Source organism: Roseovarius sp. (assembly GCF_040219995.1).
In the GTDB taxonomy this organism is placed as follows: Bacteria; Pseudomonadota; Alphaproteobacteria; order Rhodobacterales; family Rhodobacteraceae; genus Roseovarius.
Genome location: NZ_JAVJUC010000016.1, coordinates 1 through 24,628 on the forward strand (window position 1 = coordinate 1; position 24,628 = coordinate 24,628).

Genomic DNA, 24,628 nt, shown 5'->3' on the forward strand with positions numbered 1-24,628 from the left:
CACCTCTGGCCTGCCCGATCACTCCCGGCGCGCTGCCCTCCCAGGTCTCCGGGCCGGTCTTGGTCAGGGTCCAGACCCGGCGCTCGGTGCTGGCATCCGCGTAGACGAAATCTTCGGTCAGGGTCAGCACCTCGCCATCCCAGTCGCCCGCCACCTGCACCTCGAAGCGCCGCCGCACCGTGCCGAACCGGTCCTGAAACTGGCCATAGCCCACCACGTGGCCGTCGAAAAACTCTTCCAACTCAAAATCCCGCTGGCTCAGCTTTTCATCCGCCAGATCAGGCCGCCCGGCACAGGCGCTCAGTACCATCAGAGAAAGGGTCAAAAGAACGACGCGCATAAAAAGACCCCCGGGGCGATTGGCTACCCCGGGGGACCTATCGCGAAACCGCCGCCCGGCAAGGCTCAGGCGCGCCGCGCGCCGCTCAGCACGGCGGCGAACCCTACCACCAGAACCGCCACGCAGATCACCAGCAACTGCTCGTATTTGTGGCCCTCGGGCAGGAGCGCCACCGCCCAGTCCGCACTGCGCGCGAAATAGGTCACCGCCCCCGCCATCGCGGCCCCGAACGCCACCAGATAGGACCAGAGCGCGATCTGCCGCCCCATCACCAGCCCCACAACCAGAACCGGCGTCAGGAACATGCTCGCCGTGCCACTGACCGCCACGGCATCAAACAGCGTCTGGTTGCCCCAAAGCGTGAGCAGCGTGCCCAGCCCCATGAAGACCACCATCGCGCCCCGCCCCGCGATCAGCGACCGGGTGCCGATCTTCAACTCATCCACCACCAGCCGCGCCGTACTCGCCAGCGCGGAATCCAGCGTGCTCAGCGCGCTGATCAACAACGACACCAACAGCGCGATGAACAGCCACGCCGGGAACATCCCCGCCCAAGTGCCGATCAGCTCGCCCTCGTATTCCGCCCCGACCAGCCCCGCCTGAATGCCGAAAAACCCGAACCCGATGATGCACAGTGTCGAGATCCAGAACGCATGCAGAAACGATTTCCGCGTCGTCGCCGGATCGGCGAGAAAGCCGCGATCCATCATCACCGGATCATGCGCGGGATAAGAGAATACCTGCAACAGCGCCACCACCAGCAACACCTGCCCGTTCCATGCCCCCGCCGTGCCCGGCGCCGTCAGCACCGCGCCAATCTGAAATCCGGGGCTCAGCACCAGCGCGACAAAGGCGGCGGCAAAGACGCCTAGAAACACCACCATCTGCAACACATCCGTGCGCAGCGCCGCACTCAAGCCACCCCAGGCGCTATAGGCCAGCCCAAGGGCGGCCACGATCACGATTGCCGCCTCGCGCGCCACGCCGATCTCGGGCAGCACGGCGGCAAATATCAGCCCGACCACCAGCAGATTGGCGAACACCTCCGACAGCAGCCGCAGCCCGATCACCAGATTATAGCAAGCATTGCCCATGGCCCCGAACCGCACGCCCAGCCAGTCCTGCACCGATCCCGCACCGCCCGCGCGCAACCGGCCCACGATATAGCCCCCGGTCAGGAACGATCCGTAATAGGCGGCATAGGCCAGCGTGCCCCAGATACCGTAGAAATACCCCAGGATCGCCGAGTTCATCAGCGACCGCGCAAAAATCCACGTCGTGACCTGGCTCAGCACCAGCACCCACAGGCCCGGCGCGCGCCCGTCCACACCCGCGCCGCTGAAAAAGCCGCCAATCGTGGCGCGCCGTGGCGCAACCAGCAGGCTACCCAGAATGATCAGCCCGAAAAGGCCAATGATCGCCAATGCTTGCATCGTGAGAGTTCCCTGATGTGACCGTTCCACCCATCGCTACCAAGCCGCGCAGAACACCGCCACGCCCGGGCGCAGCTTGTGACGCAAACGTGATCGTCGCCCCTGATCCGGCCTTACAGCGTGGCATTCACCCCGCCGCCATCCAGCAGGATGTTCTGCCCCACGATGAATCCGGCATGCTGGCTGCACAGAAACGCACAGGCCGCGCCGAACTCCTCTGCGGTGCCATAGCGCCCCGCCGGAATCCCGGCACAGCGCCGCGCCTTGGCCTCCTCCATGCTGATCCCCTGCGCCTCGGACACCCCCTTATCGAGCGCATTGGCCCGGTCGGTCGCATGAATGCCCGGCAACAGGTTGTTGATGTTCACACCACTGCCCGCCACCTGCCGCGAGGTGCCCGCGACATAGCCGGTCAGCCCCGCGCGCGCCGAATTCGACAGGCCCAGCACCGGGATCGGTGCCTTCACCGATTGCGAGGTGATGTTCACCACCCGGCCCCAGCCGCGCTCCATCATCCCCGGCACCAGCGCCTTGATCAGCGCAATCGGCGTCAGCATGTTGGCGTCGAGCGCCGCGATGAAATCCTCGCGCTCCCAGTCGGTCCACATCCCCGGCGGCGGCCCGCCCGCGTTGTTGACGAGGATATCCACAGCGCCCGCCACATCCAGCACCGCCGCGCGGCCCACGTCATCCGTGATGTCGGCGGCCACGGTCACGACCTCGACGCCAAAGTCCTCGCGAATCGTCGCCGCCGACGCCTCCAGCGCCTCGGCCCCGCGCGCGTTCATCACCAGATCGACGCCAGCCCCGGCCAGCGCCCGCGCACAGCCCAGCCCCAGCCCTTTCGACGACGCACAAACCAGCGCCCGCTTGCCCTTGATGCCAAGATCCATGTCACCCTCCGCTTGTTTCGATATGTTCCGGAGAGTTAACACCCTCGCGCTCGAAATGACCATGCAGCACAGGCCCGCCTCCCGAACACCACCCGCAGCGCCCCCTGTCGTCAGAGACTGTCCTCAGGGCGCGGTGACCACACGCCATCGGCTTCGGCTCTGGCGATGGCGGCCTGCTTTAGCGCATCACAGGCGGCCTCCTGCGTCTCGTGCCGCTGGTAATCCGTTTTGCGGTAATAACGCCCGTCGCGCTTCGAGACATAGGTATAAGGAAAGCCGTCCATGACCTCAAAGCCGGGCGTATCGACACCAAGCCCGCCAAAGGTGAAATGCCTGCCATAGACCGCGCCTCTCTTCTCCAGCCAAAAGCGAAGTTCGAGCGGCATCATGCCGTATCCTTCCAAAGACCGTAATGCCTCGCGCAGGATTCGGCGCTTTCGACGATAAAGGCGACCGCCTCCTCCTCAGTCGGCCATTGGCGATAGCTGTTTTTCGAGCCGCGTTCACTGAAATAAGTGTACCACGCGCCATCAATATACTCGATTCCGTCTATCTCGCCACCTCCAAGCCCGCCAATGGTGTAACACGGTTCCGCACCGTGGGCATCCAGATACGCTTTCATCTCGTCCAGTGTCATGCGTCAGGTCCTCACTCGATTTGCCGCAATTTGCCGCTCCGGATCAGATCAGTCACCCGGTCACTGCTCTTATATTGCGTCGCACCACCATTCGCACGCAGCCCCGACAGAGTGGCCAGCACCCCAACACGCGGGACCCGGCCGGCATGCCAGCCGCCACGTGCATAAGGCACGGCTCTTGCAGGGGCGTATGCGTGGCTCTCGCCGCCAAATCTTGCTCCGATTGACCACATGCTGCCACAATCCTAAACTAGCCCTCTGGTATAGATAGTTATGCCAATCACCTTTTCAGAATGACCGCCCCCCGAATGACCCAAGACGCACCCCGACCAGCCCAATCCATCCCGGTCTTTCAGGCCATGGATTTCCGCGTCGTAAACGGGGCCAACCTCGGCGATGCGCTGTCCTTCGCCACCGAACTCGATCTTGACGACGTGTATGAACTGACCGCACAGGCGCGCCCGGCCCGGCTGTCGCTGGTCATGCATGGCACCGGCCCCTTTAGCATCGGGGCCGAGTCAGAAGTCGGCCTGCCCGGCGCGCATGTGCATCTCGATTGCGCGCTCACGCTGATGTCGGCGACCGGCGGAACCACCGATGTTCTCGTCTTCGTCGAGGTGGATGACGCAGGCCATGTCGCCGATATCTACGCCATGCCGCTGGCACAGATCGCGCCGCGCACCGGTTATGCGCTGGTCGGCGTCGACCGTGACGGTGCGCTGCGCAAATTCGCGCAGGCCGCCTGCGTCTCCTTCACCCGGGGCACCCATATCACCATGGCCCGGGGCGAGCAGACCCCGGTCGAGGATCTGCGCCCCGGCGACATGGTGCTCACCCGCGACGACGGCCCCCGCCCGGTGCGCTGGATCGGCCATTCGACGGCCCGCGCCGTGGGGGATTTCGCCCCCGTCCGGATCACCGCCGGGGCGCTGCACAATGAAAACGACCTGCTGGTCAGCCCCGATCACCGGCTCTTCATCTACCAGCGCTCCGATGCGCTCGGGGCCGGGCGGCACGAGGTGCTGGTCCGCGCCCGCCATCTGGTGAACGGCGACACCGTGCGCCGCGAAACCGGCGGCTTTGTCGATTACTACCAGATCCTGTTCGACGCCCATCAGATCATCTATGCCGAAGGCATCGCGGCCGAGACCCTGCTGGTCGACCCCCGCACCCGCGCGGCCCTGCCCGCCGAACTCGAGGAAAAGCTGCTGGCCGAGGCCGCCGCCCACGGCAACAGCACCCATCTGCAATTCGAGGTCGGCCGTGCGCTCCTCGACCACCCCAACGCCGCCGACCTGCTGAAGCGCGCCTCGACGCGGTAAGGCACGGCGCAGGCCCGCCAAAATCCGCGATCCTGCCCACCGACGCGATACCGACAGAATACCGACGCGATACAGACAGCCCTGATCCAGCCCTCGCTTGCGCCCCTCACGCCGCCCCTCTATATGGCGGGCCATGTTGGACACCCGCACAAATCGCCCCGACCTGCCCGCCGAGATTGCCCGGCGGCGCACCTTTGCCATCATCTCGCATCCCGATGCCGGCAAGACCACGCTGACGGAAAAATTCCTGCTCTACGGTGGTGCCATCCAGATGGCCGGACAGGTCCGCGCCAAGGGCGAGGCGCGGCGCACGCGATCCGATTTCATGCAGATGGAAAAGGACCGGGGAATTTCCGTCTCGGCCTCGGCGATGTCGTTTGATTTCAAGACCTTCCGCTTCAATCTTGTGGACACGCCCGGGCACTCGGATTTCTCCGAAGACACCTATCGCACGCTGACCGCGGTCGATGCCGCCGTGATGGTGATTGACGGCGCCAAGGGCGTCGAGAGCCAGACCCGCAAGCTCTTCGAGGTCTGCCGGTTGCGCGACCTGCCGATCCTGACCTTCTGCAACAAGATGGACCGTGAAAGCCGCGATACGTTTGATATCATTGATGAAATTCAGGAAAATCTGGCCATCGACGTGACCCCGGCCAGTTGGCCCATCGGCCAGGGCCGCGACTTCGTCGGCTGCTATGACATGCTCAACAACCGCCTCGAACTGATGGACCGCGCCGACCGCAACAAGGTCGCGGAATCCATCCAGATCAACGGCTTGGACGATCCGCAACTCGACGAACACGTGCCCGCCGATCTGGTGGCCAAGCTCCGCGAAGAGGTCGAGATGGCGCGCGAACTTCTGCCCGAGTTGAACCCGCAATCGGTGCTCGAAGGGCATATGACGCCCATTTGGTTCGGCTCCGCGATCAACTCCTTCGGGGTCAAGGAACTGATGGACGGCATCGGCACCTACGGCCCCGAACCCCAGGTCCAAAAGGCCACCCCTCGCGAAATCGCCCCCGAAGAGGACAAGGTGTCAGGCTTTGTGTTCAAGGTGCAGGCCAACATGGACCCCAAGCACCGCGACCGCGTGGCCTTCGTCCGCCTCGCCTCGGGCCATTTCAAACGCGGCATGAAGCTCACCCATGTGCGCTCGAAAAAACCGATGACGGTCTCCGCCCCCGTCCTCTTCCTCGCCTCCGACCGGGAATTGGCCGAAGAGGCCTGGGCCGGTGACATCATCGGCATCCCCAACCACGGGCAATTGCGCATCGGCGATACGCTGACCGAGGGCGAGACTCTGAAAGTGACCGGCATTCCCTCCTTCGCGCCGGAACTTCTGCAACAGGCCCGCGCGGGCGATCCGATGAAGGCCAAGCACCTCGAAAAGGCGCTGATGCAATTCGCCGAGGAAGGCGCCGCCAAGGTGTTCAAACCCGCTTTCGGCTCGGGCTTTATCGTGGGTGTGGTGGGCGCGCTGCAATTCGAGGTTCTGGGTAGCCGGATCGAGTTGGAATACGGCCTGCCCGTCCGCTTCGAGGGGTCACAGTTCACCTCTGCCCGTTGGGTGCAGGGCGACAAGCCCGCGGTCGAAAAGTTCACCGCCGCCAACAAGCAGCACATCGCGCATGACAATGACGGCGACGTGGTCTACCTCACACGGATGCAATGGGATATTGACCGGGTGGAACGGGATTACCCCGACATCACCCTGACGGCGACCAAGGAAATGATGGTCTGAAACCGGTCAGAGCGCAGCCGCCCCGGCGCGTCCGAAATAGCCCTCACCCAGCTTCACGCGCTCGACGATTCCCGGGCGCGGCGACCAGAGCGGTGGCGCAAGCGGCACGAGCGCCTTCATGTCTTTGAGTACGGCCATCAATCCACGCTGATCGGCATGGCCGAGCGCGCCGCCCCGGCTTCGGGCATAGCCAAGACCGCGCACCATTATCACGTCCAGATCAGAGGCCCGCTGCACCGCGCCCGCTGCCAGCAACCGCTCCGCCGCATTGACCAGCGCGGCGTGCAGCGCATGGCGGGGGGATACCCCGCCAGGCAAGGTCACCTCGCCCATCTCGGCGAATTCGCGCGGCGTGCGCGGCCCCTCGGGCGGATGATCGTAAAACCCGCGCCCAACGGCACGCCCCGATGCGCCCTTGGCGATCCGCCCGGCCAGCGGGGCGAGCGCGTCAGCGGGCAGGCCCAGCATATCCGCCACGCGACGCAACCGCGCCTCGGCGGGCACCAGCCCCTCGTGATCCATCATCAGAAACGGGCCCGTGCGCAGCCCGAGATGCCGCGCCGCCTGATCGACGCGCTGCGGGGCAAACCCGGCCTGCACCAGCGCCAGACCGGCCAGGCACAGCGCACCACCCAGGACATGACCCAGCCCCGGTCGGGCCTTGGGGCGCGCCGCGCGCACCACCGTCACCCGCAGCGCCGTCAGAAACCGCGCGAGGCTGGCAACCTCATCGGGCGCATGGCCCTCGGGCACGCCGATCTCGGCGCATCGGGCCGTCTCGACCGGCGCGAACAACCGCAGCGCCAGCCCCGGCCCGGCAAAACCAGCGCCCATATCAAGCCGCGCTGCAAGGCCCACGCCCGGCTCGACCGTATCCGTGCTCAGCCACAGGTCAGCCCGGCGGTCGCCGGCGTCACCGCTTAGCCGTGACAACCAGTCATCCTTGGTGCCCGCCTGCATCTGACCGCGCGCGACCCGCGAATCGAGGGTCCGGCGCAACGTGGCGGGCAGGTCCGGATCATCCGACCAGACAGCGCGCCCGGCTGCGAGGCAGAGCACCGCCACCTCCTCCAGCCCACGCCCCGACAGCCCGACGCGCCCGATCTCTCGCACCTGTCCCCGGCGCAATTCCGGCAAGACAGCCGCCCGGCGCTCGGCGGCATAGACATGACGTTGCGCGCGCGCCTCGGCGCTGTTGACGCGTTCCTCAAAGAGCACCTCCTCGAAATCGAGGCCCTGCGCGAAGGGCAACAACTGCGCCGCCTCGACGGCCCGCAGGATATCCGCCGCCGCGCCGCGCTGCGCACCCAGCTTGTCGCGCACCGACGCGATCGCGCGCTGATACCCGGCAGGGTCCGACAGACCCCGTGCCGTGTCGCCGCTCCGCGACCACTGGCCTGCGGCGGCCAGACGTGTGGCCAAGGTGCAGGCCTCGGCCTCGGGCAGTTCCTCGGTGATCTGGTCAAAAAGCCGCTTCAAACGGGCATCGTCGGCCCGCACGGCCTGTCCTGACAGCATCAGTTCCAATGCGGCCTGCGCCCCGACAAGGCGCGGCAGACGCTGCGTCACACCCGCACCCGGCATCATCCCAAGGCTGATTTCCGGCAGCGCGATCCGAGTGCCGACCTGCGCCACCCGACCATGCGCGGCAAGGGCCAGGCCCAGCCCCGCCCCAAGGGCCGAACCGTGCAGCGCCGCGACCACCGGTTTGGAAAACGCATCGATCCGCTTGCAGATATCGCCGACCCTGGGGGCTGTCAGCGGCCCATCATATTCCGTAAGGTCAACCCCCGAGGAAAATCCGGTGCCGGTCCCGGTCAGGACAACCGCGCGACACGCCACATTCGCCTCGGCCGCGTCGAGCGCCGCCATCAAAGCCGCGCGCAGGTCAGGCGCGAGCGCATTGGCCACCGGACGGTCGAGCCGCAGCACGGTGATCCCGTCCTTCTGGTCTGTCTGGATCGTCCCGCTCACACCCGCTCCACTCGCTCTGTATTTCCATTGGAGCAATTACTACGAAGAATCGCCCCATACGCAAGCACAGGCGGGAGTTGGGCTGTGTCTCAGACCGGCATATTGTCGAATTCAGCCTCGATCGCTTCGCTCAGCAAGGTCTCGTGCAATTGCTTGATCCGGGGCGGCACGGCCTGCCCTTCGGCACGCAGATGGGCGATCACCCGGCGCAGCCGGGGCTCATGGCGATATCGGGTATTCAACCCCTCCTGACCGACGAGGGTCTGGATCTGGTCAAGTTCGGCAGTGACGTTGATCATGACATTCCTCCCTGATGGAAGACAACCATAGCGGGTCTTTTCCACGCGACCTATAGGTAGATGCGATGCGCGACAAAATTGTGAATGCTGTCAGGACATTTGCGCGGCACATGCCCGGCAAACAGGCGTTTCCGGAAGAATATCAAGCCGATCAGCGGCAATCTGCTCACCACACGACGTGCAGAGTCCAAAACTGCCATCGCGCAGACGGCCAAGCGCCGCCCTGATCCGTGCGATCTCCAACTCGCCGCTGTGGCCCAGCTGTTCCAGCACCTCATCACCTTCACGCTCGACCGCCAACTCTTCCCAGTCGCGAGATTTTGGCGCGTCCAGCTCGGCCTCGATGGCGTGTAGCCGTGCATCCAGAAGCTTGAGACGCTGCAACAGCGCCTCGCGATATGTCGATTTGTCCAGCATGAAACATCCTCCGCAAGTTGGAATTAACTTAGCAGAACCGCAAGCGGCCGACCTTGACACACATCAACCCTGACCAGAGCGCAGACTCACGCGTCCTGCTTGGCGTGTAACGCGAGCGCCGTGCCGGAGGCTGCGTTGGCCGTGCTTTGCTCCGGTTCGACCTTCATATCGGGCAGAGGCGCGGCGGCAGAGGATACGAGCCGCAGGGCGCGCCAACCGTTAAGTTGCCCCAACCGCGCCTCGGCCACAAGATGCGCGCCCGCTCCGGTCATCTGGATCGCGCCCAGGCTTTCAGGGGTGAGCGGCAGAACCTGCCCTCGCGAAAGCGCGCAAGCGTCGCGCAACGTCAGGGTGATCCGCGCCATCACCGCATCCAGCACCACCGGCGCACCAAGCGCCACATCACTCATCAAGGCGCGCTCAGGTGCGCCCGCGTCGGTCCGGGTGCCGGTCTTGGCGGGGGACGGACGGCGCGCAGGCACCAGCAGATCAAGCCGCCCGGTCCGACCCCCCGGCCCCAGATCAGCGGTCACGCGAAAAAGATCGAAATCCGGCGCGTCGAGCACAAGCGCCAAAGCGCGCCGGTCCTCAACACGGTCGCCAAAGCGAAAGCCGCGCGGCACATATACCTCCACCTCGGACAGCATTTCGGCGTCGATCCCGTCGAGCAGGGCATCGACAAGCGGGGCGACCATCGCCGCATCGGTCCGCGTCGCCCGCCGCGTCGGGGCCGGACCGGGCCGCACCCTGCCAGTCGTCTGCACCTCGATCAGCGCTGCCATCATCTGTGCGTCGAGGGCCAAGGCCCCGCGGGCCCCGCCCGCACCATCCAGTAGCAGGATCAGCCCCTCGTCCAGAACCGTCTCCGTGACCTGCGCAAGACTGACGCGCCGCTGTTCGACCGTCGCCACGGTCAGCGCCAGATCAAGCAGTGTATCGGCGGCCCGCGCCAGCGACAGGCGCAGCGCCTTGGCCGGCGACATCGCCCGCGCGTCCGAGCCGTCCCGCGCCGCGCGGGCCTTGCGGTGGATGACCGAAGCTGTGTGTTGGGCTGTCATGGCGCGCGCTGTCCCTCCGTCGCGCCATCCTAGGTCAGGCGTGGTTACGATTCCCTTACCACCTACCTGCTCATTGCGCCGCCATGCGCCGCGCCTGCGGCAGGCTCACCCGGAACGCCGCGCCGGTTTGCCCCGGCAGATAGCTCACCGACCCATCAAGCCGCGCCATGATCTCGCGGCAGATCGCAAGACCCAGACCCGCGCCCCCGGCCTTGGTCTCGCCGATACGCGAGAATTTCTCGAAGATCACCGCCTGTTTCTCGGGCGGAATGCCCGAGCCGTTATCAGTGAAATCGACAACAACATGCCCGTCAACCACGCTCGCCCGGATGCTCAGCACCGGCGGCGTGCCGTCACAGTACTTGCGCGCGTTGGCGATCAGGTTGATGAAAACCTGCGCCAGCCGGTCCAGATCAGAGGTAAGCTCCACCGCCTCGGACGCCCGGTCGCGCGCGACCGTGAGACCACTATCATTCACCCCCGCCGCCCGCTCGGCGCGGTCGAGCAGGTCCGACAGCAGGCCGGTCTGCGTATTCAGAACCACCTGCCCGTTCTCCAGCACGCTCAGATCCAGCAGGTCGTCGAGCAGCCGCGTGAGCCGGACCGCCTCGTCATGGATGATCGAGGCGTATTTGCTCTGTTCCTCACCGGTCAGATCGCCGGTATCGCGCAGAATCTCCGAGAACGCCCGGATCGAGGTCATCGGGGTGCGCAGCTCGTGGCTGATCTGGCTGAGAAACCCGTCCTTCTGCACCGAAAGCTGGGTCAGTTTCTCGTTGGCCTGCCGCAACTGCCGCGCGGTGCGCGCCAGTTCCTGGCTCTTGGCCTCGAGCTGGCTGGAATATTCCATGATCTGCGCGGTCTCGTCGGCCACCGCCATCAGATCCTCGACCGACACGGCGGCCCCGCCGACAATCTGGCTGATCATCGCATGCGCCGTCGCCGCCCCCACCGAGCCCGAGAGCGCGCGCTCCAGCTCCTGCAGGAAATCGGGGCTGGGTTCGGGCAGATAGCCCGCCACGCCCTGCCGCTGTGCTGCGCGCGCAAAAAGCGCCTGCGCCTCGCGCGCCCCCATGATGCGCTGTGACATGATCAGCAGATCCTCGCTCTGCGCCATGCCCCCGGTCCAGCCACCGGGCGTGCCGGAATGATCGAAGACATTGACGAATTGCGCGCCCTGCAGCCGTTCCAGCGGTTGCGGAAAGCTGAGCAGCGAGCCCAGAACGAAGGCCAGCGCATTGAGCAGCATCGACCACATCAGCGCGTGCAGCACCGGGTCCATCCCCTCGGCCCCGAAGAGCGCGTAGGGCCGCAGCCAGGCCAATCCCCAGAGCCCGTTATCGAACACCCCCTGCGGCAGAAGGAGCGACGGACCAAAGCTGGGCAGGAAGAGACAATAGAGCCAAAGCGTGGCCCCTACGCTCAGCCCCAGCAGCGCACCCGTCCGCGTGGCCCCGCGCCAGAAGAGCCCGCCCATCAGTGCAGGCAGGAACTGCGCCACACCGACAAAGGCGATAAGCCCGATCGCCGCCAGCGCCGTGCCACCCCCCGACAGGCGAAAATAGAGATAGCCCAGAAAGACCACCCCCGCGATGCTCAGCCGCCGTGCCAGGAGTGCCACGTTGCGCACGTCGCCCGACACCATCGCCGCGCCGCCCGAGAAATGCAGCCATATCGGCATCACCACATGGTTCGACACCATGGTCGACAGCGCGATGGCCGCCACGATCACCATCGAGGTGGCGCTTGAGAACCCGCCCAGAAACGACAGGATCGCCAGCCCGTCACGCCCGTCCATCAGCGGCAGGGTCAGCACGAAGAGATCCGGATTGGCGCCCTCGGGCATCATGTCGAGCCCGACGGCGGCAATCGGCACCACGAAGAGGCTCCTCAGCATCAGATAGGCCGGAAAGGCCCAGGCGGCGGTGCGCAGGTGGTCCTCGTCCTCGTTCTCGACGACCATGACCTGAAACATCCGTGGCAGGCACAGGAAGGCCGCCGCCGACAGCGCGGTCAGCCCGACCCAGCGTCCGCCCGAGACCTCGAACCTCGAAATCGCCGACGCCTCTATTCGTGCGAGCGTGCCCTCGATGCCGCCCGCCAGCCCCCAGACCACGAAAATGCCCACTGCCAGCAGCGCACACAGCTTGACCACCGCCTCCATCGCGATGGCCATGACCACCCCGTGATGACGCTCGTTTGCATCGAGGTTGCGGGTGCCGAAGAGGATCGTGAACAGCGCCAGCCCCATCGCCACCCAGAGCGCGGTGGATTGCATGTCGGGCAAGGTGGTGGCGGCAAGATCGGTCTCGGCGAAGGCGGCAAACGAGAGCGTCACCGATTGCAGTTGCAGCGCGATATAGGGCGTGGTGCCCACCACCGCGAGCACCGTCACCAGCACCGCCAGCAGGTTCGACTTGCCATAGCGCGACGAGATCAGATCGGCGATCGAGGTGATGCGCTGACTGCGCCCGACCCGCACGAGACGCCGCAGCGTCCACCACCAGCCGATCATCACCAGCGTCGGGCCCAGGTAGATGGTCACGAATTCGAGCCCCGACCGCGCGGCAAACCCGACCGCGCCGTAAAACGTCCAGGCGGTGCAGTAGATCGACAGCGACAGCGTGTAGACGATGGGCGAGCGCAGCCAACTGCCGCGCCCCTGCGCCGCCGCCCGATCCGCGCCAAAGGCGACCACGAACAGCAGCACCACATAAAGCACGCAAACCAGAACCAGGACGTTGAGGATCGCCATCAGCCCTCCTCGCCCTCCGCGACACCTTCTTCTGCGTCACTGGCGCGCAGATGTCGCGAGATCACCCCCGAGATCACCACCAGAACGGCCCAGAGCCCGAAGATATAGAACATCGTCTCGGCCGTGCCCGGCGCGTGCGCGCCGCCCTTCCACAACAGCGGTACGCAAAACAGAACACCGCCCAGCACCGGCAGAAGCCGCGCCCCGTCGGCGAGGCGGCGACGGCGATAGGTGCGCCGCGCCAGAAAGACCGGGCCGCGCTCGGGGCTCATGCCCCCACCAGATCGCGCACCGCGGCCAGCACATCGGCATTGGAAAACGGCTTGGTCATGTATTGGCTGGCCCCCGCCTTCTCGGCCATCTCGCGATCCTTCATCTGGCCACGTGCCGTCAGCATCAGCACCGGCGTTGCCGCGAGTTCCGCATCGCCCCGAATCTCGGCCAATATATCAAACCCGCTCTTGCCCGGCAGCATCACGTCGAGAATGATCAGGTCCGGCGTGCGCAGGCGCACCGCCTCCATCGCGTCATGCCCGTTGGAATGGGTCTTCACCTCCCAGCCATCCCGCGACAGGATAAAGCTCACCGCCTCGATTATATTCGGCTCATCCTCGATCAGCAGAACCTTTTTCCCCATGCAACCGGCCTCCCCTCCGATGCGCGCGCGGTCAGACGCCCTGCGCAACTATTCCCAATCTCGCGCCGCAAGTCAAAAGCCCTCTGCGATGATCGACGGCTCGCGCCGCGCCACGCAGTCCTTTATCGGACAAATCCGGCAACTCACGCCCAATTCATGCACCCCCCCCGCAGCCTCTCCGGGATCGGGCAAGAGCAGCATATGCGCCTGCATCAATGCGGGCCGGTCAAAGCCCGCAGGTGCCGCCAGACCGGCCACGGCGAGCGCGCCCACGACCTCGCCGCCGCGCCCCACCTGTCGCACCCGGGCGCGCAGCGGCACCGGCGGCTGCGCCATCACCTGATAAAGCGGCCAGAGCGCACAGGCCCCGGCAAGGCGCGGCATATCGAACCCGTCAATCGGCTTGCGAAACACCAGCGTGCCTGAGGCGTCGCAGATCACCAGCCCGACCGGCCCCACCTCGGCCTCGGGCAGAGTGGCAAGCCTGCGAAAAACCTGCGCCATCTCTGCGCCGGTCGCCTCGGCCAGCCGGTCGGGCTGCAATCCCATGGTGCCGATTTGCGCCAGAAACGAGCGCAGCGGCAGGGCGCGCGCATCCTCTAGATAGCGCAGCAGCACCTCCCGCGTAAGGCTCTGCGCCGGGCTCGACATCGCCTGCCCGGCCTCACCCGCCAACAGCCGCGTCACATCGCGCGGCCCGGCGATATCGCGCTCCAGCTCCTCGAAGTGATAGCCGCGCGCGGCGAGATACGCGTGCATCTCGTCCTGCGGCGATTGCACCTCGGCATCGCGGTTGGGCGCGCCTTCCAGATACTTGACCAGCGCCTGCGCGCCCTCGGTCAGCCGCGCGCTGTCCTCGTTGATATTACGGTGAAACCGCGCCTGCCACTCGGGCTCCAGCGCCTCGGTCTCCACCAGGATCGACGAGGTCGAGCGAATGGCCGTGACAGACGAGATCACCTCATGCAGCGAATCCGCCAGAAAGGGATCATGCGCCAGCCGGTCGGTCAGCGTCTCGACCGTGCGCTCCAGACCTTGCGTGCGCCGGTACAGGTTCGTGAGCAACCCCGCCCAGCCCGGAAAGCGCCCGGCAAACTCCTCGATCCGGCTCAGTTCGGGGCCATCGGTGCCCGGCTCTCCGGCGGCCTCGCGCAGGGCGGAAATCAGCGTGGCCTCGGCCCCTTCTGACAAAACCTGCGGCTCCACCTCCAGCGCCTGCGCCAGTTTGAGCAAGGTCTTGCCGCCGATTCTGCGGCGGTTATGTTCGATCAGGTTGAGGTAGGACGGCGAAATCCCCGCCTGTTTCGCAAGCTCCGACTGCCGTATACCGCTGAGCACCCGCCGCTCGCGGATTCGTGTTCCGATCATAAGCCGTTCCGGCATCTGAATTTTCCCTGCCTTGAACTGGACTTGCCGCAACTGCGCGAGAATTTCTTTACAACATGATCGCAGGATCTGTCTATAAATTTACAAAAAAATTGTTTCACGAAAACCAGTTGTTGCGTAATTTTCTGCGCCTCCCGCATACTTGAGAAGCACACTTGTGCTTAGGGGAGGCGCAAGAGGAGGCCCTTCCCGCGATTTTCATAATGGGAGGAATCCATGTCCAAATCGAACCTGACGCGTCGGGGTCTGATCAAGACCAGCGCCATCGCCGGTGCCGGCGTCGCGCTGCCGACGATCTTCACCGCGTCGAGCGCCGCAGCCTTCACCAACGAACCCACCGGCGGCTCGGTGACGCTCGGCTTCAACGTGCCGCAGACCGGTCCCTATGCCGATGAGGGCGCGGACGAGCTGCGCGCCTACGAGCTTGCGGTCGAGCACCTGAACGGTGGCGGCGACGGTGGCATGATGAACACCTTCAGCTCCAAGGCGCTGCAAGGCAACGGCATCATGGGCAAGAAGGTCGAGTATGTGACCGGCGACACCCAGACCAAATCCGACGCCGCGCGCGCATCGGCCAAGTCGATGATCGAAAAAGACGGCGCGATCATGATCACTGGCGGCTCGTCTTCGGGCGTGGCCGTGGCCGTGCAGGGCCTCTGCCAAGAGGCGGGCGTGATCTTCATGGCGGGTCTGACGCACTCCAACGACACCACCGGCAAGGACAAGAAGGCCAACGGCTTCCGCCACTTCTTCAACGCCTACATGTCGGGTGCCGCTCTGGCACCGGTGCTCCAGAGCCTCTACGGCTCGGACCGCAAGGCCTATCACCTGACCGCCGACTACACCTGGGGCTGGACGCAGGAAGAGTCGATCGTCGCCTCGACCGAGTCGCTGGGCTGGGAGACCGTCAACACGGTCAAGACCCCGCTCGCCGCGACCGATTTCTCGTCCTACATCGCGCCGGTTCTGAACTCGGGTGCCGATGTTCTGGTCCTGAACCACTACGGCGGGAACATGGTCAACTCGCTGACCAACGCGGTCCAGTTCGGCCTGCGCGAAAAGCAGGTGAACGGCAAGAACTTCGAGATCGTCGTGCCGCTCTACTCGCGCCTGATGGCACGTGGTGCGGGCGAGAACGTGAAGGGCATTCACGGCTCGACAAACTGGCACTGGTCGCTGACCGATGATGCCTCCAAGGCATTCGTCAAATCCTTCGGTGAAAAGTACGGCTTCCCGCCCAGCCAGGCGGCGCATACCTGCTATTGCCAGACCCTGCTCTATGCAGATGCCGTCACCCGCGCCGGCAGCTTCAACCCCTGCGCCGTGGCCGAAGCCCTCGAAGGCTTCGAATTCGACGGTCTGGGCAACGGCAAGACGCTCTATCGTGCCGAAGACCACCAGTGCTTCAAGGACGTGCTCGTTGTGCGCGGGAAAGAAAACCCGACCAGCGAATTCGACCTTCTCGAAGTGGTCGAAGTCACACCTGCCGCACAGGTCACCTACGAACCCGATCACCCGATGTTCGCCGGTGGCGAGCTTGGGGCCTGCAACCCGGGCGCATGATCTGACGTGACTGACCGGTCGCGCGCACGCCGCGCGCGGCCGGCTCTCCTGGCGGTTCACTCTCTCGCAAAAGACCACCATCGCCTCTAACCCATGGGTGGGAACAATGGACGCAATCATTCTTCAAATTCTCAACGGGCTCGACAAGGGCTCGGCCTATGCGCTCATCGCGCTTGGCCTGACGCTGATTTTCGGCACGCTCGGGGTCGTCAATTTCGCCCATGGCGCACTGTTCATGATCGGCGCATTCTGCGCCGTCACGCTGTCACGTATCCTCAATCTCAGCTACGAGACCATCGACCCGAACAAGACCGACTTTCTCGGCAACCCTGCCAAGGTCAAGACCACCTATGTCGAGGACTGGCTTGGCCCCGAGATGGGAGGTGCCATCATCGACTGGGCTGTGCCGCTCGCGATCCTGTTCTCGATCCCGGTCATGGTCGCCATCGGTTTTGTCATGGAGCGCGGGCTGATCAAGCATTTCTACAAGCGTCCGCATGCCGATCAGATCCTCGTCACCTTCGGCCTTGCCATCGTGCTTCAGGAAATCATCAAGTATTTCTACGGGGCCAACCCGATCCCCACCGGCGCACCCGAAGTCTTCCGCGGCTCGTTCGATTTCGGGGTGATGCTGGGCTTTGATCCCAATGCGATCATCTACCCCTACTGGCGTCTGGTCTATTTCGCCTTTGCCGCACTGATCATCGGTGGCGTCTTCGCCTTCCTGCAATTCACCACCTTCGGGATGGTGGTCCGCGCCGGCATGGCCGACCGCGAGACGGTGCAGCTTCTGGGCATCAATATCGACAAGCGCTTCACCATCATGTTCGGCATCGCCGCCGCCGTGGCCGGGCTCGCCGGGGTGATGTACGCGCCGATCAACTCTCCGAATTATCACATGGGCATGGATTTCCTGGTGCTGAGCTTTGTGGTCGTCGTCGTCGGCGGCATGGGCTCGCTGCCGGGTGCGGTGCTGGCGGGCTTCCTGCTGGGCGTGCTCGAAAGCTTTGCCTCGATGAACGAAGTCAAGTCGATCCTGCCCGGTATCGACCAGATCATCATCTACCTCGTGGCCATCATCATTCTACTGACCCGTCCGCGGGGCCTGATGGGCCGCAAAGGCGTGATGGAGGAATAAGACAATGCTCGGACTGAACAAGAAAGACTTCTCGCTGCTGCTCATCGTTGCCGTTCTGGCATTGGGCGCGCCCTTCATCCTCAACCCGTTCCCCGCCGACAGCGCCATGGCGCAGTTCAACGCGGGTTACCCGGACCTGATGCAGCGCTTCGCGATCTACGGGATCTTCGCGATCGGCTTCAACATCCTCTTTGGCCTGACCGGTTATCTCAGCTTCGGTCACGCGGCCTTTCTCGGGGTGGGCAGCTATTCGGCGGTGTGGATGTTCAAACTGCTCAGCATGAACGTCATCCCCGCGATCCTGCTCAGCGTGATCGTCGCCGGGCTGTTCGCGCTGCTCATCGGCTTTATTTCGCTGCGCCGCTCGGGCATCTATTTTGCGATCCTCACGCTCGCTTTCGCTCAGATGAGCTTCAACCTCGCCTATTCGGTCCTGACCCCGATCACCAATGGCGAGACCGGCCTGCAACTGACCCTTGACGATCCGCGCATCCTGGGTGTCAGCCGCACCGAGGACGGCTCCATCCCGGTCACCAATCTCTTCGGTATGGAGATGCGCGAGTTCTCGACGCTGAACGTGGGCCATTGGTCGTTCGATTTCTCGGTCGGCTACTATGTCTGCGCGATCCTGATGCTGCTCAGCTTCTATATCGCGATCCGCATCTTCCGCTCGCCGTTCGGCATGATGCTGCGGGCGATCAAGTCGAACAACACGCGGATGACCTATACCGGCCTGAACGCGCGGCCCTATGCGCTCGCGGCCTTCGTGATCTCGGGCATGTATGCCGGGCTTGCAGGCGGGCTTCTGGCCTCGATGGACCCGCTGGCAGGCGCCGAGCGGATGCAGTGGACAGCGTCAGGCGAGGTCGTGCTGATGACCATCCTCGGCGGTGCTGGTACGCTGATCGGCCCGGTTCTGGGCGCGGGGTTCATCAAGTATTTCGAGAACATCTTCTCGAAGATCAACGACGGTGTCCTGCATAGCTGGTTCAGCTTCATGCCCGACGGGATCGAGAACCTGATGGTCACGCTCGTGCATCCCTTCGTCGGCAAGGGCTGGCACCTCACGCTCGGGCTGCTGTTCATGCTCGTAGTGATCTTCCTGCCCGGTGGCCTTGTCGAGGGTGGTCAGCGCATCGCGCGGCTCTTCCGCCGCAAAAAGCCCGATGACGCCAAGAAATCCACTCAATCCACCCCCGCAGAATAAGGAGCGCAGGACATGGGCATTCTCGAAGTCAAGAACGTCAACAAGCGCTTCGGCGGGTTGCAGGCCCTGGGGGACGTGAACCTCAGCGTTGCGGAAAATACCGTGCATGCGATCATCGGGCCGAACGGGGCGGGCAAATCCACCCTGCTCAACTGCCTGATCGGCAAGCTGATCCCAGACACCGGCTCGGTCATGTTCCAGGGCCAGTCGGTGCTGGGGCGCAAGCCCTACGAGATCAACCAGATGGGCATCTCCCGCGTGTTCCAGACGCCGGAAATCTTCGGTGACCTCACGGTGCTGGAAAACATGATGATTCCGATCTTCGCCAAGCGCGACGGCGTGTTCCGGATGCATGCGCTCGAAAGCTCGCACAATGAGAACGAGATCATTGATCAGGCCGAGGCGATGCTTGAAGACCTCAACCTTCAGGATCAGCGGCACATGCATTCCGCCTCGATGTCGCGCGGCAACAAGCGGCGTCTGGAAATCGGCATGTGCCTCGCGCAGACCCCGAAGCTACTGCTTCTGGACGAGCCGACGGCAGGCATGGCGCGCGCCGATACCAACAATACCATCGACCTCTTGAAACAGATCAAGGACGAGCGCGACCTCACCATCGCGATCATCGAGCACGACATGCATGTCGTGTTCTCCCTCGCCGAACGGATCACCGTGCTGGCGCAGGGCAGCCCGCTGGTCGAGGACACCCCCGAAAACATCAAGGGCCATCCCAAGGTGCGCGAAGCGTATCTTGGCGAGACGGCGGCCTGACAGGAGCGCGGATAATGAACGTCAAACCCGACTTTTCCAAAGGCAGGAACTACGCCGAAACCGCCCCCGCCTTCCTCTCGGTGTGGAACATGGAGAGCTATTACGGCGAGAGCTACATCGTCCAGAACATCTCGTTCAACGTCCACGAGGGCGAAATTCTCGCGCTTCTTGGCCGCAACGGTGCTGGCAAGACCACGACCCTGCGCTCGATTGCCCGGATGGACAGCCCGCAGGTCACGCATGGCGAGATCTGGCTCGACCACCAGCCGCTGCACAACATGAAAAGCCACGAGGCGGCGGCGGCGGGCATAGGCCTTGTCCCCGAGGATCGCTGTATCATCTCCGGTCTCACGGTCGAGGAAAACCTGCAACTGGCGCAGATCGCCCCGCCAATCGGCTGGTCCATCGACCGCCTCTACGAACTCTTCCCTCGCCTCGCCGAGCGCCGCAAGCAAGAGGGCACGACGCTTTCGGGCGGCGAACAGCAGATGCTCGCAGTGGCCCGCGCCCTGGCGCGCGACATTAAGGTCTTGTTGCTGGACGAGCCCTATGAAGGCCTCGCCCCGGTGATCGTCGACGAGATCGAGAAAACCCTGCGCATCATCAAGGAGCAGGGCATCACCACCATCCTCGTCGAACAGAACGCCGTGCGCGCACTGGAGCTTGCCGACCGTGCCGTGATCCTTGACACCGGCGGGATCGTGTTTGACGGTACGGCAGCGGAAGTGCTCGATAACGAGGAACTCCGCTCCGAATATCTGGCCATCTGAGGCCGGATCGCCCGCCCTTGGCTGTTTCTCCCTGTAACGAACGGGGCGGGCGCGAATTTCTATCGATCGCAGACAGCAAGGGTTTGTTCAAATGTCCGACACCACCTATCCCCCCTCCGCAGAGTTCGCGGCGAACGCCCATGTGGACGCCGCGAAATACAAGGAAATGTATGCCGCCTCGATCAAGGACCCGGTGGCATTCTGGGGCGAGCATGGCAAGCGGATCGACTGGATCAAGCCCTACACCCGCGTCAAGGACGTGAATTACGACTTCGGCAATGTCTCGATCAAGTGGTTCGAGGACGGCACGCTCAATGTCGCCGCCAACTGCATCGACCGCCATCTTGAGGCGCGCGGCGACAGCACCGCCATCATCTGGGAGCCGGACAACCCCGAGGATGCGGCGCAGCACATCAGCTACCGCGAGCTGTACGAGAACACCTGCCGCATGGCCAATGTCCTCAAGGACATGGGCGTGGGACGCGGCGACCGCGTCGTGCTCTACCTGCCGATGATCCCCGAGGCGGCCTATGCGATGCTCGCCTGCGCCCGGATCGGCGCGATCCATTCCATCGTCTTCGCGGGCTTCTCGCCCGACGCGCTCTCGGCGCGGATCAACGGCTGTCAGGCCAAGGTCGTCATCACCGCCGACGAGGCCCCGCGCGGCGGGCGCAAGACGGCGCTCAAATCCAACACCGACGCGGCCCTCCTGCATTGCTCGGACAAGGTGAAATGCCTTGTCGTCAAGCATACCGGCGGCCAGACCACGTGGATCGAGGGGCGCCACCACGACTAAACCGCGCTGGCCAGCGCCGCCGCCACCGATTGCCCGCCCGAGGAAATGAACGCCGAAGACCCGCTTTTCATCCTTTACACCTCCGGCTCGACCGGCCAGCCCAAGGGCGTGGTGCACACCTCCGGCGGCTATCTCGTCTATGCCGCGATGACGCAGGAACTGGTGTTCGACTACCACGAGGGCGACGTGTTCTGGTGCACCGCAGATGTCGGCTGGGTCACCGGCCACAGCTATATCGTCTACGGGCCCTTGGCCAACGGCGCGACCACCCTGATGTTCGAGGGCGTGCCCACCTACCCCGACGCAAGCCGCTTCTGGCAGGTCTGCGAGAAACACAAGGTCAACCAGTTCTACACCGCCCCCACCGCGATCCGCGCGCTGATGGGCCAAGGCACCGAATATGTCAGCCGCTGTGACCTCTCGTCGCTCAAGGTGCTGGGCACCGTGGGCGAACCGATCAATCCCGAGGCGTGGAACTGGTACAACGACAACGTCGGCCAGGGCCGCTGCCCCATCGTCGACACCTGGTGGCAGACCGAAACCGGCGGTCACCTGCTGACCCCCCTGCCCGGCGCCATCCCGACAAAACCCGGCAGCGCCACGCTGCCCTTCTTCGGGATCGAGCCGGTGGTGCTGGAGCCCGAATCCGGCAAGGAAATCACCGACACCGAAGCCTCAGGCGTGCTGGCCCTCAAGGATAGCTGGCCCGGTCAGATGCGCACCGTTTGGGGCGATCATGAACGGTTCGAGGCGACCTATTTCCAGCAATACAAGGGCTATTACTTCTCCGGCGACGGCTGCAAGCGTGACGCCGATGGCTATTACTGGATCACCGGCCGTGTCGATGACGTGATCAACGTGTCGGGCCACCGGATGGGCACGGCAGAGGTCGAGAGCGCCCTCGTCGCGCATGCCAAGGTCGCCGAGGCGGCGGTGGTGGGCTATCCGCACAACATCAAGGGTCAGGGCATCTACGCCTATGTCACCCTGATGAATGACGTGGAACCGACCGAAGAGTTGCGCAAGGAACTGGAGACCTGGGTCCGCACCGAGATCGGCCCAATCGCCAAGCCCGACCTCATCCAATGGGCCCCCGGCCTGCCGAAAACCCGCTCCGGCAAGATCATGCGCCGCATCCTGCGCAAGATCGCCGAGGATGATTACGGCGCGCTCGGCGACACCTCGACCCTGGCCGACCCCGGCGTCGTGGACGAGTTGATCGAGAACCGGATGAATCGCGGCTGAGCCACATTTCCACGTCATCCTCGGACTTGATCCGAGGATCTCTCACAACATCAGATCGCCCGGTCAAGCCGGGCGATGACGTGTATATGGCCCCCGCCTGCGGGGTTTTTCGTCCTTTTGTCGCTATCGGACATGAAAGTCGCAATCGGCTCCTGTAGCCGGAACACAGTGGCCACCGCGCCCACCCCCGACAGACCTGTGAAAGACCGCTTATGGCGATGTTGTCCGCGCATCCCGCCCCGGTGCCGTCCCGTGCGCTTCAGGGCATTCTCTGTGTCGAGATCGGCATGCTTCTCTTTGTCGGGCAGGATGCGATGATGAAATCGCTGCTTGCCATCTACCCGGTCTGGATGCTGATCTTCGTGCGTTCCGTGGTGACGGTGCTGGTGCTGACGCCGCTGATCCTCTGGCTCGGCGGGCCGCACCGGCTACTGACCCCGCTCTGGCCACTGCACATGGCGCGCGCCTTCCTCTTTGCCTCGGGCTTCTCGATGTTCTATGCGGCCTTTCCGTTCATGGGGCTGGCCGAGGTCTCGACCATCTTCTTCTCGGCCCCGCTGATCACCGCGCTATTCGCGGCGCTCTTTCTGGGGGAAACCATCGGCCTGCACCGGACGGCGGCGCTGGTGGTAGGCTTTGTCGGCGTGCTCATCGCAATGAACCCTGCGGGCGAAAACTTCTCATGGGTCGCGATCCTGCCGTTTTTCTGCGCGGTCACCTACGCGCTGTCGCAGATCATCGCGCGCCGCATCGGCGAGCGGGAAAGCACGCTCACGGTCGGGCTCTACACGCTCAGCTTTGCCGGGCTGATGATCCTGCCGATGGGCTGGGCCGTGTCGCATCTGATCCCCCTCGGCCCCGAGACGCATCACCTGCGGTGGGACATGTCGGTGGCCAGCGCGGACGCGCTGCCGCAACTGGCGCTGTTGGGGCTGGTTGGCATGGCGGGCTACATGCTGTTGTCGCGCGCCTATCAGATCGCCAATGCCTCGCTGATCGCCCCTTTCGACTATACCTACCTGCCCTTCGCCGCCGTGCTGGCCTATCTGCTCTGGGATGAACGCCCGGCGCTCAGCACGCTGGCGGGCATGACGCTGATTATCGGGTCAGGGCTCTATCTCGGCTGGCGCGAGTTGCGCGCGGCGCGCCGCAGCGACGACACGCCCTACACCGCCGAGGCAATCTTTGTCCCCGGCAGCCCGCTGCCCGCGCAGGTCCCCGAGGATGAGGCCCTCAAGTGACCCTCGCCGTCTCCCTGCCCGAGCGCGACCTGCGCGGCTATGCGCTGGTATTCTTCGCAGGCGTGCTGTGGTCCACCGTGGGCCTCGGCATCCGCCTGATCGACGAGGCGCAAGTCTGGCAGATCCTCTTCTACCGCTCGATCTCGATGAGCCTGCTGCTCTTCATCGTGATCCGCCTGCGCACCGGCAGGAACCCGATCACCCTTGCTCTGAGCATGGGCTGGCCGGGCGTGATCGGCGGGCTGTCGCTGGTCGCGGCCTATACAGGCGGCATCTATTCGGTCCAGACCACCTCCGTGGCCAACGCGATGATGCTCTTTGCCTCGGCCCCGCTGATGGCCGCCATCCTCGGCCGCCTGATCCTGCGCGAAAGCGTCCGGCCCGCCACATGGGTCGCCATCGCCGTGGCCAGCATCGGCATCGCGATCATGGTCTGGGACAAATCCTCGGGCGCGGCGCTCAAGGGCAATCTCGCCGCCATCGGCTCGGCCCTTGGCTTTGCCAGCTTCACCATCACGCTACGCTGGGGCAAGGCCACCGAGATGATGCCGGCGGTGTTTCTCTCGGGTCTTTTCGCGATTGTCATCATGGGATCGATTTGCGCGGCACTCGGGCTCGGCTTCGCGCTCTCGCCCAATGATACCGGGATTTCCCTGGGCATGGGGGTGTTTCAGGTCGGCGCGGGCCTCATCCTCTACACCATCGGCTCGAAAACCGTGCCCGCCGCCGAATTGACGCTGCTGTCATTGGCCGAGGTGGTGCTCGGCCCGGTCTGGGTCTGGCTGGTACTGGGCGAAACCGCGACGCCGAACACGCTGATCGGCGGCGCGGTGTTGCTGACGGCCATCGCGGGCAACGCACTCTCAGGCGCACGGCGCAGACCGCCGCCGCCGATGGTCTGACCGCTCGCACTCGGCAATCCCCTGCCGAGGCGCATTTTTCCTCGGGAATAAATCGTCCTATCCTGCGTCATCATACATGACGCGCAACCACGGAAAGGAGCCC

The 24,628-nt window shown here is 64.5% G+C and carries 22 protein-coding genes and 1 pseudogene; 10 read left to right on the forward strand and 13 right to left on the reverse strand.

What is annotated here, in order from left to right:
• From RID11_RS09230 to RID11_RS09250, 5 genes are all read right to left on the reverse strand, one after another.
• Nucleotides 1–310, reverse strand: a 310-nt coding sequence (locus RID11_RS09230) for a DUF3833 family protein (protein ID WP_350138019.1), incomplete at its 3' end; no start/stop codon positions are given.
• 95 nt (nt 311–405) lie between these two features.
• Nucleotides 406–1,773, reverse strand: coding sequence for a sodium:proline symporter (locus tag RID11_RS09235; RefSeq protein WP_350138022.1), 1,368 nt, complete (start codon nt 1,771–1,773; stop codon nt 406–408).
• 113 nt (nt 1,774–1,886) lie between these two features.
• Nucleotides 1,887–2,666, reverse strand: a complete 780-nt coding sequence (locus RID11_RS09240) for an SDR family oxidoreductase (protein ID WP_350138024.1) — start codon at nt 2,664–2,666, stop codon at nt 1,887–1,889.
• 110 nt (nt 2,667–2,776) lie between these two features.
• Complete coding sequence (locus RID11_RS09245; RefSeq protein WP_350138027.1) at nt 2,777–3,052, reverse strand: hypothetical protein; 276 nt, start codon at nt 3,050–3,052, stop codon at nt 2,777–2,779.
• The gene (locus tag RID11_RS09250; RefSeq protein ID WP_350138029.1) at nt 3,052–3,303 is read right to left on the reverse strand and encodes a hypothetical protein; all 252 of its coding nucleotides are present in this window, start codon (nt 3,301–3,303) and stop codon (nt 3,052–3,054) included. Before RID11_RS09250 ends, RID11_RS09245 begins: the two co-directional genes overlap by 1 nt.
• A 308-nt stretch (nt 3,304–3,611) precedes the next feature.
• On the opposite strand from RID11_RS09250, the gene RID11_RS09255 reads away from it, so the two are divergent.
• Nucleotides 3,612–4,625 carry a Hint domain-containing protein gene (locus RID11_RS09255; protein ID WP_350138031.1) on the forward strand — a complete coding sequence of 338 codons (1,014 nt, stop codon included), beginning with the start codon at nt 3,612–3,614 and terminating at the stop codon, nt 4,623–4,625.
• Between the two features lie 133 nt (nt 4,626–4,758).
• Complete coding sequence (locus RID11_RS09260) at nt 4,759–6,366, forward strand: peptide chain release factor 3 (RefSeq protein WP_350138033.1); 1,608 nt, start codon at nt 4,759–4,761, stop codon at nt 6,364–6,366.
• 6 nt (nt 6,367–6,372) lie between these two features.
• On the opposite strand, the gene RID11_RS09265 is transcribed toward RID11_RS09260, so the two are convergent.
• The 8 genes from RID11_RS09265 to RID11_RS09300 all read right to left on the reverse strand — a co-directional run bounded on the left by RID11_RS09265 (nt 6,373) and on the right by RID11_RS09300 (nt 14,889).
• Entirely contained in the window at nt 6,373–8,340 is a 1,968-nt protein-coding gene (locus tag RID11_RS09265; RefSeq protein ID WP_350138035.1) for an enoyl-CoA hydratase/isomerase family protein, read from the reverse strand.
• Nucleotides 8,341–8,429: 89 nt separating this feature from the next.
• On the reverse strand, nt 8,430–8,639 hold the full coding sequence (locus RID11_RS09270; protein ID WP_350138037.1) for a hypothetical protein: 210 nt from the start codon (nt 8,637–8,639) through the stop codon (nt 8,430–8,432).
• A 90-nt stretch (nt 8,640–8,729) separates the two neighbouring features.
• On the reverse strand, nt 8,730–9,056 hold the full coding sequence (locus RID11_RS09275) for a TraR/DksA family transcriptional regulator (protein ID WP_350138040.1): 327 nt from the start codon (nt 9,054–9,056) through the stop codon (nt 8,730–8,732).
• Nucleotides 9,057–9,142: 86 nt separating this feature from the next.
• Entirely contained in the window at nt 9,143–10,114 is a 972-nt protein-coding gene (locus RID11_RS09280; RefSeq protein ID WP_350138043.1) for a FliM/FliN family flagellar motor switch protein, read from the reverse strand.
• Between the two features lie 70 nt (nt 10,115–10,184).
• Nucleotides 10,185–12,869, reverse strand: coding sequence for an ATP-binding protein (locus RID11_RS09285; RefSeq protein ID WP_350138045.1), 2,685 nt, complete (start codon nt 12,867–12,869; stop codon nt 10,185–10,187).
• Complete coding sequence (locus tag RID11_RS09290) at nt 12,869–13,141, reverse strand: hypothetical protein (RefSeq protein ID WP_350138048.1); 273 nt, start codon at nt 13,139–13,141, stop codon at nt 12,869–12,871. The genes RID11_RS09285 and RID11_RS09290 overlap by 1 nt, the downstream gene beginning before the upstream one ends.
• On the reverse strand, nt 13,138–13,506 hold the full coding sequence (locus RID11_RS09295) for a response regulator transcription factor (RefSeq protein ID WP_350138051.1): 369 nt from the start codon (nt 13,504–13,506) through the stop codon (nt 13,138–13,140). Before RID11_RS09295 ends, RID11_RS09290 begins: the two co-directional genes overlap by 4 nt.
• A gap of 72 nt (nt 13,507–13,578) precedes the next feature.
• Complete coding sequence (locus RID11_RS09300; protein ID WP_350138054.1) at nt 13,579–14,889, reverse strand: helix-turn-helix domain-containing protein; 1,311 nt, start codon at nt 14,887–14,889, stop codon at nt 13,579–13,581.
• Between the two features lie 219 nt (nt 14,890–15,108).
• Here RID11_RS09300 and RID11_RS09305 point away from each other — a divergent pair, with 219 nt between their 5' ends.
• The 8 genes and pseudogenes from RID11_RS09305 to RID11_RS09340 all read left to right on the forward strand — a co-directional run bounded on the left by RID11_RS09305 (nt 15,109) and on the right by RID11_RS09340 (nt 24,525).
• The gene (locus RID11_RS09305; protein WP_350138057.1) at nt 15,109–16,455 is read left to right on the forward strand and encodes a substrate-binding protein; all 1,347 of its coding nucleotides are present in this window, start codon (nt 15,109–15,111) and stop codon (nt 16,453–16,455) included.
• A gap of 106 nt (nt 16,456–16,561) precedes the next feature.
• Nucleotides 16,562–17,593 (forward strand): branched-chain amino acid ABC transporter permease, encoded by a 1,032-nt coding sequence (locus RID11_RS09310; RefSeq protein WP_350138059.1) that lies wholly within the window; start codon nt 16,562–16,564, stop codon nt 17,591–17,593.
• A gap of 4 nt (nt 17,594–17,597) precedes the next feature.
• Complete coding sequence (locus tag RID11_RS09315; protein ID WP_350138062.1) at nt 17,598–18,800, forward strand: branched-chain amino acid ABC transporter permease; 1,203 nt, start codon at nt 17,598–17,600, stop codon at nt 18,798–18,800.
• A gap of 12 nt (nt 18,801–18,812) precedes the next feature.
• Nucleotides 18,813–19,571: an ABC transporter ATP-binding protein gene (locus RID11_RS09320; protein ID WP_350138065.1), complete on the forward strand. Its 759-nt coding sequence runs from the start codon at nt 18,813–18,815 to the stop codon at nt 19,569–19,571.
• 14 nt (nt 19,572–19,585) lie between these two features.
• Nucleotides 19,586–20,341, forward strand: a complete 756-nt coding sequence (locus tag RID11_RS09325; RefSeq protein ID WP_297769789.1) for an ABC transporter ATP-binding protein — start codon at nt 19,586–19,588, stop codon at nt 20,339–20,341.
• Nucleotides 20,342–20,432: 91 nt separating this feature from the next.
• Nucleotides 20,433–22,382, forward strand: a pseudogene (gene acs / locus RID11_RS09330) (acetate--CoA ligase).
• Nucleotides 22,383–22,594: 212 nt separating this feature from the next.
• A complete protein-coding gene (locus tag RID11_RS09335) occupies nt 22,595–23,623 on the forward strand; it encodes a DMT family transporter (RefSeq protein WP_350138069.1) in 1,029 nt (342 codons plus the stop codon).
• Complete coding sequence (locus RID11_RS09340; protein WP_350138072.1) at nt 23,620–24,525, forward strand: DMT family transporter; 906 nt, start codon at nt 23,620–23,622, stop codon at nt 24,523–24,525. Before RID11_RS09335 ends, RID11_RS09340 begins: the two co-directional genes overlap by 4 nt.
• Nucleotides 24,526–24,628 lie beyond the last annotated feature (103 nt).

Coding starts and splice junctions, on each gene's coding strand:
- RID11_RS09240 (WP_350138024.1), bottom strand. CDS start 2,666: ATGGATCTTGGCATCAAGGGCAAGCGGGCGCTGGTTTGTGCGTCGTCG.
- RID11_RS09275 (WP_350138040.1), bottom strand. CDS start 9,056: ATGCTGGACAAATCGACATATCGCGAGGCGCTGTTGCAGCGTCTCAAG.
- RID11_RS09315 (WP_350138062.1), top strand. CDS start 17,598: ATGCTCGGACTGAACAAGAAAGACTTCTCGCTGCTGCTCATCGTTGCC.
- RID11_RS09285 (WP_350138045.1), bottom strand. CDS start 12,869: ATGGCGATCCTCAACGTCCTGGTTCTGGTTTGCGTGCTTTATGTGGTG.
- RID11_RS09335 (WP_350138069.1), top strand. CDS start 22,595: ATGGCGATGTTGTCCGCGCATCCCGCCCCGGTGCCGTCCCGTGCGCTT.
- RID11_RS09255 (WP_350138031.1), top strand. CDS start 3,612: ATGACCCAAGACGCACCCCGACCAGCCCAATCCATCCCGGTCTTTCAG.
- RID11_RS09320 (WP_350138065.1), top strand. CDS start 18,813: ATGGGCATTCTCGAAGTCAAGAACGTCAACAAGCGCTTCGGCGGGTTG.
- RID11_RS09260 (WP_350138033.1), top strand. CDS start 4,759: ATGTTGGACACCCGCACAAATCGCCCCGACCTGCCCGCCGAGATTGCC.
- RID11_RS09305 (WP_350138057.1), top strand. CDS start 15,109: ATGTCCAAATCGAACCTGACGCGTCGGGGTCTGATCAAGACCAGCGCC.
- RID11_RS09280 (WP_350138043.1), bottom strand. CDS start 10,114: ATGACAGCCCAACACACAGCTTCGGTCATCCACCGCAAGGCCCGCGCG.
- RID11_RS09235 (WP_350138022.1), bottom strand. CDS start 1,773: ATGCAAGCATTGGCGATCATTGGCCTTTTCGGGCTGATCATTCTGGGT.
- RID11_RS09290 (WP_350138048.1), bottom strand. CDS start 13,141: ATGAGCCCCGAGCGCGGCCCGGTCTTTCTGGCGCGGCGCACCTATCGC.
- RID11_RS09325 (WP_297769789.1), top strand. CDS start 19,586: ATGAACGTCAAACCCGACTTTTCCAAAGGCAGGAACTACGCCGAAACC.
- RID11_RS09295 (WP_350138051.1), bottom strand. CDS start 13,506: ATGGGGAAAAAGGTTCTGCTGATCGAGGATGAGCCGAATATAATCGAG.
- RID11_RS09310 (WP_350138059.1), top strand. CDS start 16,562: ATGGACGCAATCATTCTTCAAATTCTCAACGGGCTCGACAAGGGCTCG.
- RID11_RS09245 (WP_350138027.1), bottom strand. CDS start 3,052: ATGCCGCTCGAACTTCGCTTTTGGCTGGAGAAGAGAGGCGCGGTCTAT.
- RID11_RS09250 (WP_350138029.1), bottom strand. CDS start 3,303: ATGACACTGGACGAGATGAAAGCGTATCTGGATGCCCACGGTGCGGAA.
- RID11_RS09300 (WP_350138054.1), bottom strand. CDS start 14,889: ATGCCGGAACGGCTTATGATCGGAACACGAATCCGCGAGCGGCGGGTG.
- RID11_RS09270 (WP_350138037.1), bottom strand. CDS start 8,639: ATGATCAACGTCACTGCCGAACTTGACCAGATCCAGACCCTCGTCGGT.